The sequence below is a fragment of the Pseudomonas sp. NPDC096950 genome, from assembly GCF_044762525.1.
Lineage (GTDB): Bacteria > Pseudomonadota > Gammaproteobacteria > Pseudomonadales > Pseudomonadaceae > Aquipseudomonas.
Genome location: NZ_JBIWEL010000003.1, coordinates 8,089 through 13,958 on the forward strand (window position 1 = coordinate 8,089; position 5,870 = coordinate 13,958).

Annotated in this window: 5 protein-coding genes and 1 pseudogene; 2 read left to right on the forward strand and 4 right to left on the reverse strand. The window is 57.6% G+C overall.

Annotated elements, in window-relative coordinates; all coding sequences use genetic code 11:
* The 3 genes and pseudogenes from mnmA to ACIQY3_RS07020 form a co-directional block, all read right to left on the reverse strand.
* Positions 1 to 334: pseudogene (mnmA, locus tag ACIQY3_RS07010) on the reverse strand (tRNA 2-thiouridine(34) synthase MnmA); the annotation flags it as partial.
* A gap of 59 nt (positions 335 to 393) precedes the next feature.
* On the reverse strand, positions 394 to 840 hold the full coding sequence (locus ACIQY3_RS07015) for an NUDIX hydrolase (RefSeq protein ID WP_403018143.1): 447 nt from the start codon (positions 838 to 840) through the stop codon (positions 394 to 396).
* Positions 841 to 1,037: 197 nt separating this feature from the next.
* Positions 1,038 to 3,263 (reverse strand): NADP-dependent isocitrate dehydrogenase, encoded by a 2,226-nt coding sequence (locus tag ACIQY3_RS07020; protein ID WP_265039486.1) that lies wholly within the window; start codon positions 3,261 to 3,263, stop codon positions 1,038 to 1,040.
* A 494-nt stretch (positions 3,264 to 3,757) separates the two neighbouring features.
* Here ACIQY3_RS07020 and icd point away from each other — a divergent pair, with 494 nt between their 5' ends.
* On the forward strand, positions 3,758 to 5,014 hold the full coding sequence (gene icd / locus ACIQY3_RS07025) for an NADP-dependent isocitrate dehydrogenase (RefSeq protein ID WP_017339594.1): 1,257 nt from the start codon (positions 3,758 to 3,760) through the stop codon (positions 5,012 to 5,014).
* 62 nt (positions 5,015 to 5,076) lie between these two features.
* On the opposite strand, the gene ACIQY3_RS07030 is transcribed toward icd, so the two are convergent.
* On the reverse strand, positions 5,077 to 5,358 hold the full coding sequence (locus tag ACIQY3_RS07030) for a cold shock domain-containing protein (RefSeq protein ID WP_403018144.1): 282 nt from the start codon (positions 5,356 to 5,358) through the stop codon (positions 5,077 to 5,079).
* Between the two features lie 225 nt (positions 5,359 to 5,583).
* Between ACIQY3_RS07030 and ACIQY3_RS07035 the strand changes: the two genes are divergently transcribed.
* Positions 5,584 to 5,870: ATP-dependent Clp protease adaptor ClpS (locus tag ACIQY3_RS07035; protein ID WP_403018145.1), on the forward strand; the 287-nt coding region annotated here is incomplete at its 3' end.

The window sequence follows — 5,870 nt, forward strand, 5'->3', positions numbered from 1 at the left end:
TCTCGCGGTTGCACAGGATGTCCGGGTTCGGCGTGCGACCGGCCTTGTATTCGGCCAGGAAGTGCTCGAACACATTGTCCCAGTACTCGGCGGCGAAGTTGGCGGTGTGCAGCTTGATGCCGATTTTGTCGCACACAGCCTGCGCATCCGCCAGGTCGTCCATGGCGGTGCAGTATTCCGTTCCATCGTCTTCTTCCCAGTTCTTCATGAACAGGCCTTCCACCTCATAACCCTGCTCGATCAGCAGGAGAGCGGAAACGGAAGAGTCCACGCCGCCGGACATGCCGACAATGACGCGCTTCTTTTGTGTGTCAGAAGGGGCTGGATCACGCATAGGGATTCAATGAGTGTCTTGAAAAAGGACGCGATTCTAACAGGCCGAAGCCCGCAAGGCTAAAGAGAAGGGCGGATCAGTTCGAGACCGAAGTGTTTGCCGTCCAGATAATCATCGATACAGCGGATGATCAGCTCACTGCGCCAGTTTGCGCGCTGTTCGATGAGTTCGCCACGGGTCAGCCATTTGGCGCCGAGGATGCCGTCGTCGAGTTGATAGTCGGGATGGTGTTTCAGCGCCTTGGCGATAAAGCAGACCCGCTGGTAAGTCACGCCGTTACTCGGGGCGGTGTAGAGATAAATCCCCACGATGCCGGTCGGTTCGACGTCCCAGCCGGTTTCTTCGAGGGTTTCGCGTACGGCGGCTTCGATCAGGGTTTCGTCCGGGTCCAGGTGACCGGCGGGTTGGTTGAGCACCGCTCGTCCGCCCTTGGATTCTTCGACCATCAGGAAGCGGCCGTTGTCCTCGACGATGGTGGCGACGGTGATGTGGGGTAGCCAGGTCATGAAGCTTCCTCGATTTTTGAATAATGAAACGCGGTCTATGTGGGAGCGGGCTTGCTCGCGAAAGCGGTGGGTCAGTAAAAAAAGTGTTGAATGATAAACCGCTTTCGCGAGCAAGCCCGCTCCCACATGGGTTCTGCGGGAAGGCTAGAAACAGAAACCCCGGCACTGGGCCGGGGCTTCTTTGCATCCTTACAACCTTAAACCAGCGCAGCAATCGCAGCGTTGAAGGTGTTGCTCGGGCGCATGGCCTTGCTGATCAGTTCGGCATTGGCGTGGTAGTAACCGCCGATGTCCACTGGCTTGCCCTGAACGGCATTGAGCTCGGCGACGATGGTCGCTTCGTTCTCGGTCAGGGTTTTGGCCAGTTGGCCAAACTGCGCTTGCAGTGCAGTGTCTTCGGACTGGGCGGCCAGGGCTTGTGCCCAGTACAGCGCCAGGTAGAAGTGGCTGCCGCGGTTGTCGATGTTGCCGACTTTGCGCGATGGCGACTTGTTGTTGTCCAGGAACTGGCCGGTGGCCTGGTCCAGGGTCTTGGCCAACACCAGCGCTTTAGGGTTGTTGTAAGTCACACCCAGATGCTCAAGGGAAGCGGCCAGGGCCAGGAACTCGCCCAGGGAATCCCAGCGCAGGAAGTTTTCTTCCAGCAGCTGTTGAACGTGCTTCGGTGCCGAGCCGCCAGCGCCGGTTTCGAACAGGCCGCCGCCATTCATCAGCGGGACGATCGACAGCATCTTGGCGCTGGTGCCCAGTTCCATGATCGGGAACAGGTCAGTCAGATAGTCGCGCAATACGTTGCCGGTCACCGAGATGGTGTCCTTGCCTTCGCGAGTGCGTTCCAGGGTGAACTTCATCGCGTCGACAGGCGACATGATGCGGATGTCCAGGCCGGAGGTGTCGTGATCCTTCAGGTAAGCCTGAACTTTCTCGATCACTACGCCATCGTGGGCGCGCATCGGGTCCAGCCAGAAAATGGCCGGGGTTGCGCTGGCACGGGCACGGTTGACGGCCAGTTTGACCCAGTCCTGGATCGGCGCGTCTTTGGTCTGGCACATACGGAAGATGTCGCCGGCTTCAACCGACTGTTCCAGCAGCAAGGCGCCTTTGCTGTCGGTGACGCGAACAACACCGTTGGCCTTGATCTGGAAAGTCTTGTCGTGGGAGCCGTACTCTTCGGCTTTTTTCGCCATTAGGCCAACGTTTGGCACGCTGCCCATGGTGGTTGGATCGAAAGCGCCGTTTACCTTGCAGTCTTCGATGACGGCCTGGTAGATGGTGGCGTAGCAGCGATCCGGGATCACAGCCTTGGTGTCGTGCAGCTGGCCGTCGGTGCCCCACATCTTGCCGGAGTCACGGATCATCGCCGGCATCGAGGCGTCGACGATAACGTCGCTCGGCACGTGCAGGTTGGTGATGCCTTTGTCGGAGTTGACCATGGCCAACGATGGACGAACGGCGTAGACCGCCTGGATGTCCGCTTCGATCTGCGCTTGTTGCTCAGCCGGCAGGGCCTTGATGCGAGCGTAGAGGTCGCCGATGCCGTTGTTCAGGTTGAAGCCGATCTGGGCCAGCACGTCAGCGTGCTTGGCCAGTGCGTCTTTATAGAACTCGGCGACGATCTGGCCGAACATGATCGGGTCGGAGACCTTCATCATGGTGGCTTTCAGGTGAACCGACAGCAGCACGCCTTTTTGCTTGGCGTCTTCGATCTCGGCGGCGATGAAGCTGCGCAGGGCGTTTTTGCTCAGGACGGCGCAATCGAGGATCTCACCGGCTTGCACGGTGGTTTTTTCTTTCAGGACGGTGGTGGTGCCGTCTTGAGCGATCAGTTCGATTTTAACGGCGTCAGCGGCGTCGATCAGGGCGGCTTTTTCGCTGCCGTAGAAATCGCCGGTGCTCATGTGCGCGACGTGGGACTTGGAGTCCGCAGCCCAGGCGCCCATTTTGTGCGGGTGCTTGCGTGCATAGTTCTTGACCGACAGCGGTGCGCGACGATCGGAGTTGCCTTCGCGCAGGACCGGGTTCACGGCGCTGCCCTTGATCTTGTCGTAACGCGACTTGGCTTCTTTGTCAGCCTCGGTGGTCACGGTTTCCGGGTAGTCCGGCAGGGCGAAGCCCTGGGCTTGCAGTTCGGTGATCGCGGCTTGCAGTTGCGGAACCGAGGCGCTGATGTTCGGCAGCTTGATGATGTTGGCTTCCGGCGTAACGGCCAGGTCGCCCAGTTCGGCGAGGTGGTCGGCTACGGCTTTGTCACCCAATTGCTCGGGGAAGCTGGCCAGGATGCGCCCTGCAAGAGAGATATCGCGGGTTTCCACGGCGATATCAGCGGAGGCGGTGAAGGCCTCTACGATAGGCAACAGTGAATAGGTGGCGAGGGCTGGGGCTTCGTCGGTGAAGGTATAGATGATCTTCGAGCGGGTGGGCATATTCGGATTAACTCTCTCTTCTTTGCTAAAGCGTGCGCCGAAACTCGAGGGGCGCCGGGTAAGCGCGTTCGTTCAAAGTCATCCATGAGCCGAATGTCGAGATTTCTTCGCGGTGATGTTGGGTGCATCAGTCGAGCGTCAAGCGGGTGGACTGCGGTAACAGTCCGGCTTCAATCTGGCTGAAAGTCTCGTAATAGAGAGCTTGGCCTTTGTGACCCTTCGGTCAGCGGCGGCATTATACATAGGTAGCTGGCAATCTGCCGATGGTTCATATGCAACGAATCTCGTCCATTGGTCTAAAGGTCGCAGGGCAATGGGCGGCGTAGAGTCTTGCACCGTGCTTGAGTTTGGCGCTTTTCCCTTTGCTTTCAGGCTTGTAGATCACGAACTGCACAGCTTTGCGGCAGATGGGTGGAACATAGGGTTTGCGCGCCGATTTAACTGGGGTACGCTCGAACGAAGCCAGATGTTCAATCCAAACAATGGAGTTCAGCATGGGATACAAGAAGATTCAGGTTCCAGCAGTCGGCGACAAAATCACCGTCAACGCGGACCATTCTCTCAATGTTCCTAACAACCCGATCATCCCCTTCATTGAAGGCGATGGCATCGGCGTTGATATCAGCCCGGTCATGATCAAGGTTGTCGATGCTGCTGTTAAGAAGGCTTACGGCGGCGAGCGCAAAATTTCCTGGATGGAAGTCTACGCCGGGGAAAAAGCGACTCAGGTTTACGATCAGGACACCTGGCTGCCTCAGGAAACCCTGGACGCAGTCAAGGATTACGTGGTTTCCATCAAAGGCCCCCTGACCACCCCGGTCGGCGGCGGCATCCGTTCGCTGAACGTGGCCCTGCGCCAGCAACTCGACCTTTACGTCTGCCTGCGTCCGGTACGCTGGTTCGAAGGCGTGCCAAGCCCGGTCAAGAAGCCAGGCGACGTCGACATGACGATCTTCCGCGAGAACTCGGAAGACATCTACGCCGGCATCGAGTGGAAGGCCGGTTCGCCGGAAGCGACCAAAGTCATCAAGTTCCTCAAAGATGAAATGGGCGTCACCAAGATCCGTTTCGACGAGAACTGTGGCATCGGCATCAAGCCGGTTTCGCTGCAAGGCACCAAGCGCCTGGCGCGCAAGGCCCTGCAATACGTGGTCGACAACGACCGCGATTCGCTGACCATCGTGCACAAAGGCAACATCATGAAGTTCACCGAAGGTGCCTTCAAGGAATGGGCCTACGAAGTGGCGGCTGAAGAGTTCGGCGCGACCCTGCTCGACGGCGGTCCGTGGATGCAGTTCAAGAACCCGAAAACCGGCAAGAACGTCATCGTCAAGGATGCCATCGCCGACGCCATGCTCCAGCAGATCCTGCTGCGCCCGGCCGAATACGATGTCATCGCGACCCTGAACCTGAACGGCGACTACCTCTCCGACGCCCTGGCGGCTGAAGTGGGCGGTATCGGTATCGCGCCAGGTGCCAACCTGTCCGACACCATTGCGATGTTCGAAGCGACCCACGGTACCGCGCCGAAGTACGCCGGCAAGGACCAGGTCAACCCGGGTTCGCTGATCCTGTCCGCCGAAATGATGCTGCGTCACATGGGCTGGACCGAAGCGGCCGACCTGATCATCAAGGGCACTAACGGCGCAATTTCCGCCAAGACCGTGACCTATGATTTCGAACGTCTGATGGAAGGCGCCAAATTGGTGTCTTCTTCCGGCTTCGGCGACGCGCTGATCTCGCACATGTAAGGCATTCGCACCAAAAAAAACCGCCTTCGGGCGGTTTTTTTATGACTGGATGATCGGTTGCGTCAGTTCGATACCTTTTCTTGATGAGCGGCGGGCGTGGTGTGTTCATGCTCGGCAGGCGCCGCCGTAATCTTCACGGCATGCAGGCCTTTGGGGCCCTGGACGATCTCGAAGTTCACGGCTTGTCCGGCCTTGAGGGTTTTATACCCGTCCATTTCAATGGCCGAATAATGGGCGAAGAAATCAATGGTATGACCGTCCTCGTCTTTCCCTTCCCGCGCATCGGTGTTAATGAAGCCGAACCCCTTGGCATTGTTGAACCACTTGACCTTGCCGACTGCCATGCTCATATCCCTCTGCAACAGACTCCATCACTGGAGTATCATCCAGTACATCCGCAGTCTAATCTCACAAATAAGATTGACTCCGCGGACCTTTTTTACCCACTGTGGGCTCTATTGGTTGTAACACCGTTTTCCCGATAGTCAAGGTGACTGGGCAGTCGGAGTTGAAATCGTTGATAGCCGCCCCCACCACTGTATTTGCACAACTGACGAACCTTTCTTTCCATGCATGCAATCAGCCAGATTCGACTAACATTCAATCAGGATCGCCCGACTCTCCAGAAAGATCACCCGGAGGAACACGACGACGATTCCGCAGGCATTGCTGTTCAGGAGGCCAAGCCTGCTTTACAGGCGCCGCCGATGTACAAGGTGGTTTTGTTTAATGATGACTACACACCGATGGATTTCGTCGTCGAAGTGCTCGAGGTGTTTTTTAACCTGAATCGCGAGCGGGCGACCAAGGTCATGCTGGCCGTCCACACCGAACGACGGGCAGTATGTGTAGTTTT

What these genes read in the sequence shown, in the direction of transcription:
- ACIQY3_RS07015 (WP_403018143.1), bottom strand. Translation starts at nt 840, where the DNA reads ATGACCTGGCTACCCCACATCACCGTCGCCACCATCGTCGAGGACAAC.
- ACIQY3_RS07020 (WP_265039486.1), bottom strand. Translation starts at nt 3,263, where the DNA reads ATGCCCACCCGCTCGAAGATCATCTATACCTTCACCGACGAAGCCCCA.
- icd (WP_017339594.1), top strand. Translation starts at nt 3,758, where the DNA reads ATGGGATACAAGAAGATTCAGGTTCCAGCAGTCGGCGACAAAATCACC.
- ACIQY3_RS07030 (WP_403018144.1), bottom strand. Translation starts at nt 5,358, where the DNA reads ATGGCAGTCGGCAAGGTCAAGTGGTTCAACAATGCCAAGGGGTTCGGC.